Raw genomic sequence first — 15,775 nt, 5'->3', positions numbered from 1 at the left:
GCGATGAGCTCCGCGGGGATCGTCGTCGCCGGACTGCGTAAGCGCTATGGGGCGACTCTCGCCCTCGACGGCATGTCCTTCACCGTCCGCCCGGGTGCGGTGACCGGCTTCCTGGGGCCGAACGGGGCCGGGAAGTCCACCACGATGCGGGTGATCCTCGGCCTGGACGCGGTCGACGAGGGCACCGCGCTGATCGAGGGCCGGCCGTACCGCAGTCTTCGGCACCCGCTGAACCATGTCGGTTCGCTGTTGGACGCGGCGGCGCTGCATCCCGGCCGCAGCGGGCGAAACCACCTGCTCTGGCTGGCGCATTCGCAGGGCCTGGCCGCGCGGCGGGTGGACCAGGTGATCGAGCAGGTCGGCCTGACCTCGGCGGCCCGGCGCAAGGCCGGTGGCTACTCGCTCGGCATGCGGCAGCGGCTCGGGATCGCGGCCGCCCTGCTGGGCGATCCGCCGATCATCATGCTCGACGAACCGTTCAACGGCATGGACCCCGACGGCATCATCTGGATGCGCGGCTTCCTGCGGTCGCTGGCCGCTCAGGGCCGCGCCGTGCTGGTCTCCAGCCACCTGATGAGCGAGGTGCAGGACACGTCCGACCATCTCGTCGTGGTCGGGCGCGGCAGGGCCATCGCCGACGCAGGCGTGGCCGACCTGATCGCGGCCGCCTCCAAGAACCGGGTGGCCCTGCGGACCACGGCCGGGTCGCACGCGATGAGGGTGCTCGCGCATGCCGGCGCGACCGTGGCGGCCACCGACCGCGACACCATCACCGTCTCCGGCCTGCCCGCGGACCGGATCGTGACACTGCTCAACGCGAACGCGGTGCCGTTCTCCGAGGTGTCGGCACACCGCGCCACCCTCGAGGACGTCTACCTGGAACTCACCCGCGAGGCGGTCGAGTTCCGCGCCGCGACGCCCACGGAGGTGTCGCGGTGACCCCCACGGTCACGCCTTCCCGATCCGGCCAACGGGCCGGGCGGGACGGTTTCCCCCAGTTGCTGCACGCGGAATGGACCAAGTTCCGAACCGTACGGGGCTGGGTGATCGGCATGGTGGCGGCGGCTCTGATGATGGTGCTGTTCGCCCTGCTCGTCGGGGCCAGCGGCAACCAGAAGGGCGCACCGCCCGTTCCGACCGGACCGAACGGTGGGCCGGTCACCGACAGCTTCTACTTCGTGCACCGGCCGCTGAGCGGAGACGGCAGCATCACCGTCTCCGTCTCCGCGCTCAGGAGCAGCATCCCTGAGCGCCCCGGGGACCTGCGGCCCGGCATCGTGCCGTGGGCGAAGGCCGGGCTCATCGTCAAGGAGAGCACTCGCCAGGGATCGCCCTACGCGGCGATCATGGTCACCGGCAGCCACGGCGTACGGATGCAGGACGACTACGTCCACGACACGGCCGGCCTCCCCGGCCCGGCTCCCCGCTGGCTGCGGCTGGACCGCTCGGGCGACGCGATCACCGGCTATGCCTCCGCCGACGGCGCGAAATGGACCAAGGTGGGCACCGCGCAGGTGAGCGGGCTCGGATCGACCGCGCAGGCCGGGCTGTTCGTCGCCTCTCCGCAAGCCGTGAGCGGCGGGGGCACGCGCGGCAGCGTGTCCACGGCCGCCTTCGGAGATCTTCGTACCCAGGGGGGCTGGGCCGGCGGCGACTGGACCGGCGATCAGGTGGGAGCCAAATCCCCCAGCTTCGCCGGCTACCCGGAGGACGGCTCGGGTTCGTTCGCGCGATCCGGCGCCCGGTTCACGGTGACCGGCGCCGGCGACATAGCGCCCGCCGTCCGCGACAGCCTGCCGACCGGCGGCCTCCTCCGGGACGTCCTCACCGGCACGTTCGCCGCGCTGGTCGCGGTGATCGTCGTGGGGGCGCTGTTCTTCACCGCGGAGTATCGGAACAAGATGATCCATCTCACCCTGGCCGCGAGTCCGAGGCGGAGCCGGGTGCTGGTCGCCAAGGCGATCGTGTTGTGGGCCGTCACCTTCGTCGCCGGGTTGGTGGGGACGATCCTCGCGACTCCGCTCGGTGAGCGGCTCGCCCGGGGCAACGGCGTCTACATCTTCCCGGTGTCGTCCTCGACCGAGCTGCGGGTGGAGCTCGGGACCGCGGCGCTGCTCGCGACCGCCTCGGTCCTGGCTCTCTCCGTCGGCACGATCTTCCGGAACAGTGCGGGCGCGGTGACCACCGTCATCGTGGCCATCGTGCTGCCCTACATCCTGATCGCCATCCCGTTCCTGCCCGCGAGCGTGTCGAAGGGGGTGGCCACGGTGACACCGGGCGCGGCTTTCGCCGTCCAGCAGACGCTTGTGCCGTATCACCAGGTCGTCAGCAATTACACGCCCTACTACGGCTACTACCCGCTGGCGCCGTGGGCCGGGCTCGCCGTCCTGGCCGGCTACGCGGTGGCAGGCCTGGCCGTGGCCGCCGTCCTTCTCCACAGGAGGGACGCATGAGACCGGCGCTGCACGCGGAATGGACGAAGATACGGACCGTCGCCGGCCCCCTATGGCTGCTGCTCGGTACCGTCGCGGTGACGGTGGCCCTGAGCACCGTGGCGACCTCGGTGGTGAACTGCACGGCCCATGGCTGCGGCGGCGACACGACCAGGATCACGCTCATGGGCGTCTACCTCGGCCAGGCGCTCGTCGCCATCCTGGCAGTGCTGATCATCAGCGGGGAGTACGGCTCGGGCATGATCCACACCACCCTGACGGCGGTGCCGCGGCGAGCCACCGCCTTCGCGGCCAAGGCCGTCACTCTCACCGGCGTCGTGGCCGTCGCCGGAACGGTCGCCGTCCTCGGGTCGGTGCTCGCCGGGCGGCTCATCCTGCCCGGCCCCGGCGACCAGTCCCTGTCCCTGGCCGACGGGCCGACACTGCGCGCGGTCGTCGGGACGGTCCTCTACCTGATTCTGATCGCCCTTCTCAGCCTCGGGATCGCGACCGCCGTGCGGGACTCCGCCACCGGCATCGGGGTCGTCCTCGGCCTGCTCTACATCGTCCCCATCGTCTCCCAGACCATCAGCGATCCGCACTGGCAGCGCCTGCTCCAGCAGATCGCGCCGATGAGCGCCGGGCTCGCCATCCAGGCCACCACCGACCTCCATAGCCTGCCCATCAGCCCCTGGGCCGGCCTCGGCGTGACCGCCGGATGGGCCGCCTCGGCGCTCTTGGCCGGCGGCCTGCTTCTGCGCATCCGCGACGCCTAGGCGCCCGTCCGAGGTCACTCCGGCTCGTTCCGGGTCTGGAACTCGGCGAAAGCCCAGAACCCGGCCGGGATCGTCTCGGCGGTCTCCGGCGGCGAACATCCCTTGGTCGCCAGACGCGCCCCGAGCTCGCCGCCGGTGCCCCGCGGACGGGCGCCGGCGGACACGTCGGTGACACGGCCCGTTCCTAAGCGACCGTGAGCACGATCTTGCCCTGGATGTGCCCTCGGGCGGCGCGTTCGTGTGCCGCTCGGGCGTCCGCGAGCGCGAATGTGCTGTCGATCGCGACGCGAACCGTGCCCGTGTCGAGCAGGCGTCCCGCTTCAGCGAGCTGCGCGCCGTTAGAGCGGACCTGGGTGCCCGAGACCGTGACGCCCAAGTTCGCGATCTCCCCGTCGTCGTACTCGCCGAAGAACACGGGGAACAGGGCGCCGCCGTGCTTGAGCGTGCGCAGGAAGCGGCTGCTCTCGCGGCCGCCGACAGCGTCGAGAACAAGGTCGACGTCGTGCACGAGTTCCTCGGGACGACTCTTGGTGTAGTCGATGAACTCGTCGGCGCCCAGCTCGCGCAGGAACCATTCATGCCCGCCCGATGCCACCGCGATGACACATGCGCCCTTCCACTTCGCCAGCTGCAGTGCGAAGTGCCCCACGCCGCCCGCGGCGCCGTTGACGAGCACCGTCGTGTCGGCGCCGAGTGCCACCGGGCGATGCCGCGCCGCCTGGAAGGGCGAGGGGTGATCGTGTCCGAGTTCGATCAGGAACTGCCACGCCGTCAGCAGGGACATGGGCGCCCCGGCGGCGTGCACGTGATCGATGCCGGCCGGCTTGCGTGCCAGGTCCGACGCGGGCGCGGCCACGTACTCGGCATACGCCCTGCCGTCGAAGCTGGGAAAGCGAAGGAGACCGAAGACTTCATCACCGACGGAGAAGCCCTCCACATCTGTGGCGACGGCCTCGACGACACCCGACACATCCGTCCCCGGAATCACGGGCAGATCGAACTTCGGCCTCGTCTCCGGAGGTATGTTGCTCAGCCCGTCGCGCAGGTACCAGTCCGGAGGATTGATGCCGACCGCGTGAACGCGGACGAGCACCTCACCCGGCCCCGGCTCGGGAATCGGCACCTCGTCGAAACGCAGAACCTCAGGGCCGCCGTGCTCATGCAGCCGGATGGCCCTCATCGTGTGTGTCGGCATCGTTTTCTCCCTACCCCTGCCAGGGGATACGCTTATCGGATCAGTGGTCCGTTTATCCGGACCACTGATCCGAATATATGGACCACTGATCCGGATAGTCAACTGGATCACCGATCCGGATAATCGAGAGGGACAGATGCGGGCCGACGCCAGGAAGAACCGCGACCACGTGCTCGCAGTAGCGGGAACCGCCATCGCCGAGCAGGGCGTCGACGTGTCACTGCGCGACATCGCGCGCAAGGCCGATGTCGGGCTCGCGACGCTGCTGCGGCACTTCCCGACGCGCGAGGCACTGCTCGAAGCCCTGCTCCACACGAGCTTCGACGAACTGACGGCAAAGGCAGGCGAGCTCGAGACGTCGAGCTCGCCCGAAGACGCTCTCGTTTCGTGGCTACGCGACTGCGTCACGTGGACAACCGAGTATCGGGGCGTGACCGTGCTGATGGCAGCCGCCATCGAGGACGCCGAGTCCGCACTCCACGCTTCGTGCGTCACTCTGCGCGCGGCCGGTGCGCGGCTCCTCACCCGTGCCCAGGCCGCGGGCATGGCGCGGAGCGATATCGATGGCACCGATCTGTTCGCGCTGATAGCCATGCTCGCCTGGCTCGGCGATCAACCCTCGCTCGCGCCACGCGCCGATCACCTCTTCAACGTTGTCGCGAGCGCAGTTCTGACGAGCGCTCGGCCGCACGAGGCTCTGTGAGGCGGCGGCCGGGGATCACGGGCGAGGCCGGAGGCCGTCGAGGGCGATGTCGATGAAGCGGTGCCAGTCGCCGACGGCGTTGCGGCTGATCGCGGCGACCGCACCGGCGATCATGTAGAGGTCGGCGACCTTGACGTCGGCGCGCAGCGTTCCGTCGGACCGGCCACGTTCGAGCATTTCCTCGCCGATGGCGAGGAGGTCGGCGCCGACCTGGCCACGCGGCTCGGTGTCCCCGAGAGCGGCCTCGATGGCGCCGGACACCCCGCGGCCTTCTTCGTGCACCCGGCCGATGCGGGCGAAGAAGCAGGCCAGGGCCTGGCGCGTGTCGGGGCGCGCCAGGCATTCCTCGCGTGCGAACCGCAGGATCTCGATGAAGCGCTGCTCGGCCACCGCCTCGATGAGCGCCTGGCGTGTCGGGAAGTGCCGGTAGACGGTGCCGACGCCCACGCCCGCCGCCTTGGCGACGTCCGCCATCTGAACCTGATCGCCGTGCTGGGCGAACAGCTCGGTGGCGGCCTGCAGCACACGGCCACGGTTGCGTTCGGCGTCGGTGCGGGGCCTGCGGGGCGCGGCGTTTGACATCCGGGACGTTCCCTTACCTAGACTAAGCGGAATCGGATTCCGAATCCGTATATCGAAGGATAGCTGATGTCCAAAGACCGTTTCATCCTGCTCGACGCCGGCGCGTCCCGGCCCACCCGCGTCTCGCTCCCGCCGGGGACGACCGTCAAGGCGGGCGTCGACGACACCGAGGGCCGCTTCGCCCTGGTTGAGCAACGCGGCCACATCGGCCTCCCGTCCCACGCCTCCGACACTTTCGTCTACGTGCTCGACGGCGAGCTGGGCCTCGACTTCGACGGCGAGACGCACCGGCTCACCGAGGGCATGTGCGCGTTCCTGCCCGGCGGCGTCACGCACGCGATGCGCGGCCTGTCCGACACGCCCGTGCACGCGCTGCACCTGTCCTCGCCGGGCGACGAGAAGGGCGACAAGAGCCGCTTCCACCTCCTGGGCAAGGGCGACGTAAGGCCCGGCCGGCTGCGGGTGCCGCCCGCGTTCGCTTCCAAGGTCCGCTCGACCGACACCGATGACCGGCTGTCGCTGCTGGAGATGGTGGTCGCCCAGCAGATCCCACGCCATGTCCATCACCGGGCGGACGAGAGCATCTACGTCCTCGACGGCGAGCTGGTCGTCGAGTTCGTCGACCGGACGTACCGGGCGACGCAGGGGCAGTTCGTGCTGCTGCCGCACGGCGTCCCGCACGCCCTGCGTCCCGGCTCCGGCCGGCCGCCGCGGGTGCTCCAGATCTCCTCGCCCGGCGGCTGGGAGTGCTTCATCGAGGACCTGATCGAGGCCAGGCGGCACGTCAGCACCGGCGGGGAGCTCGACGCGCGCAGCCTGAACCCCATCGCCGCCAAGTACGGCATCACGTACGAAGAGCGGCCCTGACGGCCACGGGCGTCAGTTCAGCAGTTCCCGGGCCAGGGCCTCGCTCCACCACCGCTCGACCCGCTCGGGCGACCAGCCGCGTTCGACGGTGAGGGTGGTGTAGACGTCGATGCTGCACAGGCCCGCGTAGATGTCGACCGCCGCCGGCACGTCCACGCCATCGCGGAGGACGCCGGCCGGCCATGAGGAGAACACCGCCGTGCGGGTCTCGTCGGCCCGCCGGCGGCCGTCGCGGTAGACCGTGGCGAGTTCGGGCTCGGTACGGCCGGCCTCGCGCAGCAGCGTGATGACGTCTCCGGCCCGCTCGTACAGGCGCCGGTCGAAGCCGGCCATCGCCGCCAGCTGCCGCCCCGGATCCGCCTCATGGACTTCCAGGTCCGCCAGTTGCTGGGACAGGTCGGCCGACAGGGCGGCGGCGTCGGCCAGCGCGCGTGTCAGCCCCGCCTTGTTGCCGTACACCGAATAGACGGTCGGCACGGACACCCCGGCCTCGCGCGCCACGTCGCGTACGGTCGTGGCGGCCCAGCCCCGGTCGACGAAGAGCCGCCGTGCGGCGCGGGCGATCCCGGCCCGCGTCTCCAGCGCCTGCGTCGTACGGCGCAGCGAGTCGTAACGACGGCGGCCCCCCGCCTCTGCATCCATGCCTGGCAACCCTAAGTCTTTTATGCAGCTTATATTGAATATAAGTAGCGTAAACCTCTGGAGGCACGGCTCATGCGCTTCTCCCGGATCAGCGGCATCGCCGCCGTCGGCTTCGCCGCCACGATCGTGGCGGCCAACCTGGTCATGGCCCCGGCGGGCCTGCCGCTCACCGGCGCCGGGCCGGACGACGTCACCGCCTTCTTCCGCGCGAACGGCGACATCGTCGGCCTCGGGTCCGCGTTCACCCCCCTCGCGTGGGCGCTGGCGACGCTGTTCGGCGCGGGCGCGGTCGCCGCGATGTGGCGGTCCGAACGAGAACGGGGCGAGGCCTGGTCTCTGGTCGGCTTCGCCGGCCTGATCCTGCAGAACGCCACCTTCGCCGGAGTCACCGCCGGCCGTCTCGCCCTGGCCAGGACGGCCCCGGACGACCCCGCGGCGACGCCGGCCCTGTGGGCGCTGCACGACGCGATGTTCACGCTCAACGGCACGTTCCTGGCGATCGCGCTCGTCGGGCTGTCCGTGGCGGGCCTTCGCACCCGGCTGATCCGCCCCTGGCACGCCACGCTCGGGTTCGCCGCGGCCGCGCTCCAGCTCGCCTCGGCCTGCCTCGCCTACCTCGTCATGAAGGCAGAGGGCCCGCTCGGGTTCATCGGCCTCGCCGGCTGGCTCATCTGGGTGGCCTGGATCGTGACGTACGGCGTCCGCCTGATCCGCCTGGCCGCCCCGCCGGACCGGGCCACGAACGCCGTCACCGTACGAGATGAGCGGTGAACGACGGCCCTGCGCGGCGGGAACCCGGGGTCACGGCCGGGCTCCCGCCGTGCCGGGCCGATGAGCACCAGCAGGTCACCCACAGTGAGGCGCTAAGTCGGTCGCCCAAGCCCTCATCCGGCGCCGCGCTAGTCTCTGAACGCATGGCGGATGAGCACGTGTTGCAGGACGCTCCCTACCGCAGGGTGGTGCGTGTCGGCGATACCGTCCGCAGGCCCACCCACGCGTGGACGCCGGCCGTCCACGGGCTGCTTCGGCATCTAGAAGACGTCGGGTTTCCGTATTCGCCGCGGGTGTTGGGGATCGACCCGGATGATCGTGAGATTCTCACCTACATTGACGGCGAGTCCGGCCCGCAAGGCTGGGCCAAGGTGGTCGACGACGCGGGGCTGATGGCCTTCGCCTGCCTGCTGCGCCACTATCACGACGCGGTCGCCGGCTTTCGCCCATCCGAGGAGGTCGGTTGGTTCACCGGCGAGACAGGGCTGGGCGACGACGAGGTGATCTGCCACGGCGATTTCGGCCCGTGGAACGTCGTCTGGCGAGGTGAGCGCCCGGTCGGGATTCTGGACTGGGACTACGCCCGTCCCGCGGACCGCATGTACGACCTCGCCTACGCGCTGCAGTACGTCACACCCTTTCGAGACGACGCCGAATGCGTCCGCTGGTTGCGCTACCCCGAGCCACCCGACCGGCGTCACCGCCTGGAGTTGTTCGCCGCCACCTACGGGCTGACCTCCACCGCAGGCGTCATCGATGCGGTCATCGACGTCCAGCGCGATGGAATCGAGCAGGTCCGCAGGCTTGCCGAGCAAGGACACCAGCCCCAAGCCCGCTGGGTCGCCGACGGTCTTCTTGACGAAGTGGCCGGAAGGCTCGCCTGGAGCCGCGCCAACCGGCACTTGTTCGAGTAGCCATCCCGTTGGGGCTGCTGAGACTCGTCGGAGAGGCTCGACCGTCAGAAGGTGAGGCCCTGCCGGAGGAGCCGCAGGCCCAGCGGCGTCGCGACATGGCGGACCGCCTTGCCCTCCCGCCGGGTGGCGACGAGGCCCGCTCCCCGCAGGGTCTTGGCGTGGGTCGAGGCCGAGGCGACGCTGATGCCCAGTTTGAGGGCGAGTTCGCTGGTGGTCCGGTGCTCGACGAGGATCGAGAGGACGGCGGCGCGCGTCCGGCCGAGGAGGGCGGCCAGTGCGTCCGGCGGCTCGGTGTCGACGAGGGGCACCGGCGTGAGCGCCGGGTAGACGAGCAGCATCGAGCGGTCCGTGTGGGTGCCGATCAGCGGCCGGCCGGTCCAGAACACCGACGGCATCAGCGTGAGGCCGCGTCCCCGGGGCGCGTGCTCGCTGTCCTCCGGGACGTCGACCACGAGGTCGGTGCCCTCCCAGCGCGACCCCGGGTACAGCCCGGCGAGCGCGGCGCCGGTCCCCTGCTCGGCGGTGACCACCCGCCGCCACGCGAGGTCTCCGTCGTAGCTCGCCCGGACCCGCGCCTCGTCCCGCCCGATGACGGCGCCGTACGCGTCGCGCAGCGCGTGCTCCAGCGTCCGCCAGGCGTCGCGGTCGCGGTCGGCCAGACGCCGTGGCAGCGGCGTCGGGCGGCAGGTGCGGACGAGTTCGGCCCGCGCGCGGTCGGGCGGCGTCGACAGCACCAGGTCGAGGCCGTCCTCGAAACCCTCGCTGACCGGGTCGACGAAGAGCGGGCCCGTGGCGCTCGGCGGGATCAGCTCGAACAGCGGGAGCGCCGTACTGGGCAGCCGGGTACGGCGGGCCCAGCGCGCGAAGACGGCGTCGTCGCGCTGAAGGGTGGCGAGCGCCATGCCCAGTTCGAGGAGCGGGGCCGGTCCGGTGGCGAAGCGCACCCGCAGCAGGTCGTCGGCGGTGAACCGCAAGCGCAACAATGCCTCCACCTTTCAGCGTCGGCCGAAACCATGGAACCCCGGTGCGGGCCGCGCGGACGATGCGCGAAACCCCTACCGAAAGGCCGGTCATGAAGAAGGTATCCGTCATCGCCGCGATCGCGGGTTCGACCGTCGTCCTGGGCGCCCCGGCCGCACGGGCGAGCGACTGGCAGCCGTACCGGGCCCAGCCGTTCACCACCTCCGGAGTCTGCCCGTTCACCGTCCACGGCGACATCGTCCGGGACGAGGAGGAGGTGCGCACCGACGCGACCTTCCCGGACGGCACGCCGCGGATCCAGGAGTTCCGCGGGCCGCTCGTGATCCGCTTCACCAACACCGCGAACGGCCGCTCCGCCGTGCGCGACGTATCCGGCTACGGCCGGCTCCACAAGTTCGCGGACGGCGGGTCCGCGTGGTTCTTCGACGGAGGAGCCAGCGTCCGCGTGTACATCGGCAACAAGGCCTACCCCGCCGGCTGGTACATCGTGCACGGCAGGTTCCGGCTCACGATCGCACCCGACAACACGCGGGACTTCCCCCACCTCCACGCCGACATCGAGAACCTCTGCACGACGCTCGCCTGATCGCGGGCCGCGCCGTGGCCGTCCGCACACGACGGCCACGGCTCAAGCCGCGGGTTTCCGGCTTCCGGCACATCGCCAGGCACGGCGGGACGCTCACCGGAGTCGAATCGCCACGCGAGCCCATCGTGGCGTCATCCGGCACGAAGGGCTTCGATGACGACTTCCGTCTTCGTCACGATCGGGATCGCATGTGACATCGTGCGGGAACCGGTCGCGGATTCCAGAACTCTGAATAAGGTGGGGTTCGGCGGTCATGTCGTACGTGTCGATCACGATGGGAGTGACGAACGTGCGCGGGGAGTTCGGGGGCGGGGACGAGGAGCCGGCCGATGTCGTGGTGCTCGGCCCGGTGGGCGTCGAGCGTGCCGGAACACTGATACGGCCGTCGTCGGGGGTATCGCGGGCACTGCTCGGAGCACTCGCGCTCAGCGGGACGTCGGGCCTGTCGGCCTCGGCGCTGTCCGAGACGGTCTGGGGTGAGCGTGGGACCTCCGGATCGCTGCTGGGAGTCGCGGTGTACCGGTTGCGCCGTTGGCTCGCCGACGTGGCCGGAACGGCCGTAACGGTACGGCGGACGACCATGGGGTACGCGCTGGAGGTCGTGCGCGGGGACGTGGACGTGGCGGTGTTCCGCAGGCTGACGGCCGAGGCCGCGACCGTGGACGCGCCGGGCCGACTCGACGCGCTGGAGCGGGGCCTCGACCTGTGGCGCGGCGACGCGCTGGAGGACGTCTCACCGGACAGCATCGACCACGCCGCCGTGGCCCGGCTGCTGAGGGAGCGGGCCGCCGCGACGGTGGACTACGCGCGGGTGGCGCTCGAGGCCGGAGCGCCGCGCCGGGCCCTCGACCGGATCGGCCCACTGATCAAGCGACATCGGCTGGACGAGCGTCTTCTCGCCGTCTGGATCGAGGCACTGGCCTGCTGCGGGCGGCAGGCCGAGGCCCTGGAGGCGTACGAGGAGGCGCGTGGCCGTCTGCGGGACCAACTCGGTGTCGATCCCGGACCCGAGCTGCGAGACGCCCACGTCCGGGTGCTGCGTCAGGAGATGCCGTCGGCGCCTGCCCCTGAGGCCGTACGCCCCGACCAGATCCCGGCCGCGATCGGAGATTTCACCGGCCGCGCCGACCAGGTGAACCGGATGCTCGACCTGCTGTCGGCGGATCACCGCGCCGTCGTTGTGTCGGCGGTCGCTGGAATGGGCGGGGTCGGCAAGACGACGCTCGCCACCTACGTCGCGCATCACCTGCGGGAGGAGTGCCCCGACGGGCGGCTGTACGTCGATCTGCGCGGTGCGGAGCAGGAGCCGGCCGATCCCGGTGAGGTGCTGGGCCGCTTCCTGCGTGCGCTCGGCGTCGGCCCGGCGGCGATTCCCGAGGGGCTCGGCGAGCGTGCCGCCTTGTACCGCAGCATGGTGGCGGACCGGCGCATGCTGATCGTGCTGGACAACGCCTCCGAGGAGCAGCAGGTGGCTCCGTTGCTGCCAGGCGGCGAGGGGTGCCGGGTGATCGTCACGAGCCGGTCGCGGCTGACCGCGCTGCCGGGCGTGCGGCTCGTCGAGCTCGACGTCCTTGACCACGGGCAGGCCGTCGACCTGCTCACCCGGATCATCGGCGCGCCCCGCGTCGCCACCGAGCCCGATGCGGTCGAACGCCTCGCCTCGATATGTGGCGGGCTCCCGCTGGCACTGCGGGTGGCGGGCGCCCGGCTGGCCGCCAAGCCGCACTGGCGGATCGCCGACTTCGTCGCCCGGCTGGCGGATCGTCGGCGGTTGGACGAGCTGACCCATCGTGGGCTGAGCGTGCGGGCCGCCCTCGACCTCAGTTACGACGGCCTCGATCCCGCCGGCAGGCGGCTGTACCGGCTGCTCGGCCTGCTCGAGGCGCCCGACTTCGCCGGTTGGGTGGCGGCCGCCGTCCTGGACGCCTCCTTCTCCGAGGGCACCGAGATCCTCGAGCAGCTGATCGACGCGCGACTTCTCGACGTGACCATCCACAGCCCTGGGGACGATGTCCGGTACCACTTCCACGATCTCGTCCGCGACCACGCACGCGAGCGCTGCCTCGCCGAGGACCCCGTCTCCGAGGGGGAGGCCGCCGTGCTCAGGGCCCTGGGCGGCTGGCTCGCGCTGACCGACCGTAGCGTGCACACCGTGAACGGCGGCGGCAACACGACGACGGTCGGCGACGCGACGCGATTCCCCGTCGATGAGATCGCCGACCGGGTCGTCGAGCGGCCCGCAGAGTGGCTGGAACGCGAGCGGATCGGGCTGACCGCCGCAGTCGGCCAGGCCGCACGCCTCGGTGAGGGCGAGCTGTGCTGGGAACTCGCCGTCCGTTCCTCCATCCTGTTCCAGCCCGCACACTACGTGGACGCCTGGCAACAAGTCGTCGACGTCGCCCTGCCGGCCACGCGGACGTCGGGGAACCGGCGCGGAGAGGCGGCCGTGCTCGAGCGGCTCGCCGAGCTCTGCTCCGCGCGCCGCGATTACGACCGCGCACTCGACGTCCTCCGCCAAGCGCTGCGGATCTTCGAGGCGACCGAAGACGCTCACGGGACCGGACGAGTGCTGCGGCAACTCGCCGTGGTCCACCGGATGACCGGCCGGTTCTCCGAGGCACTGCGCGATGGTGAACGCGCCTGCGCGTTGCTCCAGAAGGTCGGCGACGCCGCCGGCCGGGCACACGCCCTGATGGTCATCGGCTGCGTCCACCACGAACGCGGCAACGCGGAGACCGCCGTGTCCGTGCTCACCACAGCCCGCGCCGTCGCCCGTGACGCCCGGTACACCAACATCGAGGTCCAGTCCGCCTACTGGATCGGCCAGGCGCTGCTCGCCCTCGGCCGCAACCACGACGCCAGGTCGCTGTTCGAGTACGTCAACGACGCGTCAGCCGCGGCAGGCAGCCGGCTCGGTGACATGTACGGGAACCACGGCCTCGGCTGTGCCTACGCGGCCCTCGGCCGACCCGACGACGCCGAACGATCCCTCAGGACGGCGCTGCGCCGCGCCGAGGAGCGAGACGACCGGCTGATGCGCGCCCGGATCCTCTACCTTCTCGGCGACCTGCGGCATCGCCGCGGGGAGCACCGGCACGCCCGCGGTCTGCTCGAGAACGCCCTCGAACTCGCCGACGCGGTCTCCGTCCCGCTGTGGAAGGCCAGGTGTCTCCTGCTGCTCGGCGACATCATCGACGCGACCGGCGTGGAGGAGGATGCCGCGCGAGCGTTCCGCCGCGAAGGCCTGTCGATCCTTACCGAGCTCGGTGTTCCCCTGCCGCAGGAGACCGTCCAGCGCGAGAACGCAGGTCATGCGGAGTAGCGCCCGGCGGCGTGCTGCAGGCCGCTCGTCGGCGTGCGGTCGGCGGCCTTCGCCTCGAGGTCGTGCAAACCCCAGAAGCCGACCGGCGCGCAGCTCATCCCGGGCTTCGTGATGTTGGTGTCACCGGCGAAGACCGTGGAATACCGGCCGGCGGAGCCGCCTAGCACGCGGTCCCGCAGGTAGCCGCACTCGGCCGGTTGCAGTCTCCGGCCGTCCGAGTCGGTCTGGCTCGACGGCGCCAGGTGCGCGGTGCACACTCGCACGCCGGAGACCACGGTGCACACCCACGAACCGCGGCGCGTCCCGTAAGCCGGTCCGATCAGTGGCACGGAGACCGACCTTCTCATCGAGCTCTTCACTCCTTGGTCATCGGCGGAACGCGGATCGAGTCCACGTTCGGAACATATGCGGGCCCGATTACATATCGACTACATGCCGCTTGCTCCGGCCATCGGCCCGGTCGCCATCCGTGCCTCGTGTCTACGGCTGGGCCGGTAAAGCATCTGTAATCGATTTGAAATCCCAGGTGCCGAATACTGACCGCCTCAGGGGAGGCGAGTTCGGCCGGTCCAGCTGTTGCCGCAGCAGGGACCGAGTCCCGCGCGGATGGCGGCGCGCCACCGATCGAACCAGCCAGTGGAGGCGGGAAATGGACCGGCTGGCGCAAAATCGCCAACCACGCCTGACCCAACGCGGAGCCGCATGGAGCGGACGAAGCGGGAACGTGCTGACCCTGGTGAGCGGTGCGACCGGCAACGTCAGCGGGGAACTGGTCCCGCGTCCTAGGCACAATCGGCTTTCGGCCCAGTCGAGGGGGAGCATTGGACCGCCGACAGATGACGCATACACGCATAAGCCAGATCCGACAAAAGCGCCCGTTGCCGGAGAATCTCCCCCAAGCCACCCGGAGCCTGCTGGAGGAGCTGCGCGCTCTGAAGGAGCGTTCCGGGTACGACCTCCGCGCGCTGGAGGGGAAGACCTACGCGAGCCGCTCGTCCTGGGGACGCTGGCTCAGCGGAGAGACGTGGATCCCTTGTGCGGCCGTCGAGACCATGGCCGAGCTGTGCGGCGGTGACAAGCGGCGCCTCCAGGCTCTGTGGTACCGCGCGGACGACGACCGGCGAATCCCTCCCGTCCCGGAGCACGCCGGCGAGGATCCGGAGGGCCCGGCGCCCGATGCCGCCTCGTCGCAGGGCGCGGCGCCCGATGTCGTTTCGCCGGAGGACTCAGCGCCTGATCTCACCCCGCCGCAGGGAGCGACGCCTCATGTCGCCTCACCGGAGGGCGCGGTGCCCGATGGCGCCTCACCGGAGGGCGCGGCGCGCGAGGACATCTCCGCGGAACGCTCCGACGCGGCGGCGTTCCGGCGGTCCGGCGCTCCGAGACGAAGACGGATGCTCCACATCGGCATCACACTCGGCTGCTCTCTCGCCGCTGGCGCCGTCGGCCTCGCCGCCGGGCTGTCGCTCCGGCCGGCACCGGCTCGGCGACCGCGTCCGGCCCCGACGTACGCGCAGTGGATCACCCGGCCGCAGATCCTCGCGCGCGCCCGGACCTGGCGCCCGCACAGTGACCAGCGCATCCCGTACGACATGTCGAAGAACCGCGGCGGCTACCGTACGGACGGCTCCGGGTACGCCTCCATGGCCCTCGGCCTTCCAGCGCCGGGGCCCAACTCCACCAACCTCGCCTGGGGCGGATACGCCCGGCAGATCCCCCCGACCAAGCTGCTCCCCGGCGACCTGATCATCAATGCCACCGGCCAGGCGAGCACCCGGCAGGTCGCGATCTTCGAGAAGTGGGCGAACACCGCGCACACCTCGTACTGGGTCTATCAGCAACGCCGCGCATACGGCACGGATCACCTGGTGCTCCGCTACGCCCTGTCCGCGACCAGCCCCTACCGCCCGTACCGGCCGCTGAACATCAACGAACAGCCGACGGACGAGCCCTCCTCCTGAGCCGCCCGGCCCCCCGGGTGAGGTCGCCCGCATCGACGGTGAG

16 protein-coding genes are annotated in these 15,775 nt (G+C 71.0%); 10 read left to right on the top strand and 6 right to left on the bottom strand.

Annotated features, from left to right (window positions below):
• Positions 1 to 3: 3 nt before the first annotated feature.
• From ACYVF7_RS03465 to ACYVF7_RS03455, 3 genes are read left to right on the top strand one after another with little or no spacing between them, the layout of a single operon-like run.
• A complete protein-coding gene (locus tag ACYVF7_RS03465) occupies positions 4 to 939 on the top strand; it encodes an ABC transporter ATP-binding protein (RefSeq protein WP_460334716.1) in 936 nt (311 codons plus the stop codon).
• A complete protein-coding gene (locus ACYVF7_RS03460; RefSeq protein ID WP_460334713.1) occupies positions 936 to 2,453 on the top strand; it encodes an ABC transporter permease subunit in 1,518 nt (505 codons plus the stop codon). Before ACYVF7_RS03465 ends, ACYVF7_RS03460 begins: the two co-directional genes overlap by 4 nt.
• Positions 2,450 to 3,208, top strand: a complete 759-nt coding sequence (locus tag ACYVF7_RS03455; protein ID WP_460334710.1) for an ABC transporter permease — start codon at positions 2,450 to 2,452, stop codon at positions 3,206 to 3,208. The genes ACYVF7_RS03460 and ACYVF7_RS03455 overlap by 4 nt, the downstream gene beginning before the upstream one ends.
• A gap of 14 nt (positions 3,209 to 3,222) precedes the next feature.
• Here ACYVF7_RS03455 and ACYVF7_RS03450 read toward each other — a convergent pair whose 3' ends face one another.
• Positions 3,223 to 3,372: a hypothetical protein gene (locus ACYVF7_RS03450; protein ID WP_460334708.1), complete on the bottom strand. Its 150-nt coding sequence runs from the start codon at positions 3,370 to 3,372 to the stop codon at positions 3,223 to 3,225.
• A 20-nt stretch (positions 3,373 to 3,392) separates the two neighbouring features.
• Entirely contained in the window at positions 3,393 to 4,403 is a 1,011-nt protein-coding gene (locus ACYVF7_RS03445; protein ID WP_460334705.1) for an NADP-dependent oxidoreductase, read from the bottom strand.
• 136 nt (positions 4,404 to 4,539) lie between these two features.
• On the opposite strand from ACYVF7_RS03445, the gene ACYVF7_RS03440 reads away from it, so the two are divergent.
• Positions 4,540 to 5,106, top strand: a complete 567-nt coding sequence (locus ACYVF7_RS03440) for a TetR/AcrR family transcriptional regulator (RefSeq protein WP_460334702.1) — start codon at positions 4,540 to 4,542, stop codon at positions 5,104 to 5,106.
• A gap of 15 nt (positions 5,107 to 5,121) precedes the next feature.
• Here the strand turns inward: ACYVF7_RS03440 and ACYVF7_RS03435 are convergent, their stop codons facing one another.
• The gene (locus ACYVF7_RS03435; protein WP_460334699.1) at positions 5,122 to 5,688 is read right to left on the bottom strand and encodes a TetR/AcrR family transcriptional regulator; all 567 of its coding nucleotides are present in this window, start codon (positions 5,686 to 5,688) and stop codon (positions 5,122 to 5,124) included.
• Positions 5,689 to 5,754: 66 nt separating this feature from the next.
• On the opposite strand from ACYVF7_RS03435, the gene ACYVF7_RS03430 reads away from it, so the two are divergent.
• Positions 5,755 to 6,555, top strand: a complete 801-nt coding sequence (locus tag ACYVF7_RS03430; protein ID WP_460334696.1) for a cupin domain-containing protein — start codon at positions 5,755 to 5,757, stop codon at positions 6,553 to 6,555.
• Between the two features lie 12 nt (positions 6,556 to 6,567).
• Here the strand turns inward: ACYVF7_RS03430 and ACYVF7_RS03425 are convergent, their stop codons facing one another.
• Complete coding sequence (locus ACYVF7_RS03425) at positions 6,568 to 7,197, bottom strand: TetR/AcrR family transcriptional regulator (RefSeq protein WP_460334693.1); 630 nt, start codon at positions 7,195 to 7,197, stop codon at positions 6,568 to 6,570.
• A 72-nt stretch (positions 7,198 to 7,269) separates the two neighbouring features.
• Here ACYVF7_RS03425 and ACYVF7_RS03420 point away from each other — a divergent pair, with 72 nt between their 5' ends.
• Complete coding sequence (locus ACYVF7_RS03420; RefSeq protein WP_460334690.1) at positions 7,270 to 7,968, top strand: hypothetical protein; 699 nt, start codon at positions 7,270 to 7,272, stop codon at positions 7,966 to 7,968.
• Positions 7,969 to 8,111: 143 nt separating this feature from the next.
• Entirely contained in the window at positions 8,112 to 8,882 is a 771-nt protein-coding gene (locus tag ACYVF7_RS03415) for an aminoglycoside phosphotransferase family protein (protein ID WP_460334687.1), read from the top strand.
• 44 nt (positions 8,883 to 8,926) lie between these two features.
• On the opposite strand, the gene ACYVF7_RS03410 is transcribed toward ACYVF7_RS03415, so the two are convergent.
• Positions 8,927 to 9,865: an ArsR/SmtB family transcription factor gene (locus tag ACYVF7_RS03410; RefSeq protein WP_460334684.1), complete on the bottom strand. Its 939-nt coding sequence runs from the start codon at positions 9,863 to 9,865 to the stop codon at positions 8,927 to 8,929.
• Positions 9,866 to 9,954: 89 nt separating this feature from the next.
• Between ACYVF7_RS03410 and ACYVF7_RS03405 the strand changes: the two genes are divergently transcribed.
• Both ACYVF7_RS03405 and ACYVF7_RS03400 read left to right on the top strand, forming a co-directional pair.
• Positions 9,955 to 10,449 carry a hypothetical protein gene (locus tag ACYVF7_RS03405; RefSeq protein WP_460334682.1) on the top strand — a complete coding sequence of 165 codons (495 nt, stop codon included), beginning with the start codon at positions 9,955 to 9,957 and terminating at the stop codon, positions 10,447 to 10,449.
• 253 nt (positions 10,450 to 10,702) lie between these two features.
• Positions 10,703 to 13,771, top strand: coding sequence for an AfsR/SARP family transcriptional regulator (locus ACYVF7_RS03400; RefSeq protein ID WP_460334680.1), 3,069 nt, complete (start codon positions 10,703 to 10,705; stop codon positions 13,769 to 13,771).
• Here the strand turns inward: ACYVF7_RS03400 and ACYVF7_RS03395 are convergent.
• Positions 13,759 to 14,118, bottom strand: coding sequence for a hypothetical protein (locus ACYVF7_RS03395; protein WP_460334677.1), 360 nt, complete (start codon positions 14,116 to 14,118; stop codon positions 13,759 to 13,761). The genes ACYVF7_RS03400 and ACYVF7_RS03395 overlap by 13 nt on opposite strands.
• 531 nt (positions 14,119 to 14,649) lie before the next feature.
• Here ACYVF7_RS03395 and ACYVF7_RS03390 point away from each other — a divergent pair.
• On the top strand, positions 14,650 to 15,732 hold the full coding sequence (locus tag ACYVF7_RS03390; protein WP_460334674.1) for a helix-turn-helix domain-containing protein: 1,083 nt from the start codon (positions 14,650 to 14,652) through the stop codon (positions 15,730 to 15,732).
• The last annotated feature ends 43 nt before the right edge of the window (positions 15,733 to 15,775 follow it).

Source organism: Actinoallomurus acanthiterrae (assembly GCF_054775715.1).
Note: the sequence above shows the minus strand (reverse complement) of the source record. Positions and strands in the feature narration are given on the sequence as shown.